A 489-nucleotide genomic window follows, 5' to 3' on the forward strand; every position below is an offset into this window, starting at 1 on the left:
TGATCTTCCCCTAAGCAACTAGACATCTTTTATTTTGAAAATGAAGTAAGATGGAAGGTGTTATGAGAAATAAATATCCACAAGAATTTAAAGACGAAGCAGTTCGTCAGGTCATCGATAATGGCTATGCAATTAAAGATGTTGCAAATCGTCTCGGTATTACTGATAAATCACTTTATAACTGGGTTAGTAAGGCAAAGAAAACGCCTAAGCAGAACAAAGAAAGTGACGAAATAAAGCGGTTAAAAGCTGAGTTAAAACGCGTTACTCAGGAGCGCGACATATTAAAGGAGGCCGCCGCGTTCTTTGCAAGCGAATCAAGGAAAGATACGCGTTCATAAAGTCTCGCCTCGATAAGTGGAAAGTCACGCAAATGTGCTCTGTGCTTAACGTTCATCGAAGTGGTTTCTATGCTTGGCTAAATGAGCCTGAGTCAATTAGGGCAATTGAAAACAAGCAACTGATCAAAGAGATAAAAGAAGCGTTTGT

General features: G+C 39.5%; 1 pseudogene. It reads left to right on the plus strand.

The features are described from left to right. Positions 1-62 precede the first annotated feature (62 nt). A pseudogene (locus AN214_RS21910) lies at positions 63-489 on the plus strand (transposase); the annotation flags it as partial.

Source organism: Pseudoalteromonas sp. P1-9 (assembly GCF_001399975.1).
GTDB lineage: Bacteria > Pseudomonadota > Gammaproteobacteria > Enterobacterales > Alteromonadaceae > Pseudoalteromonas.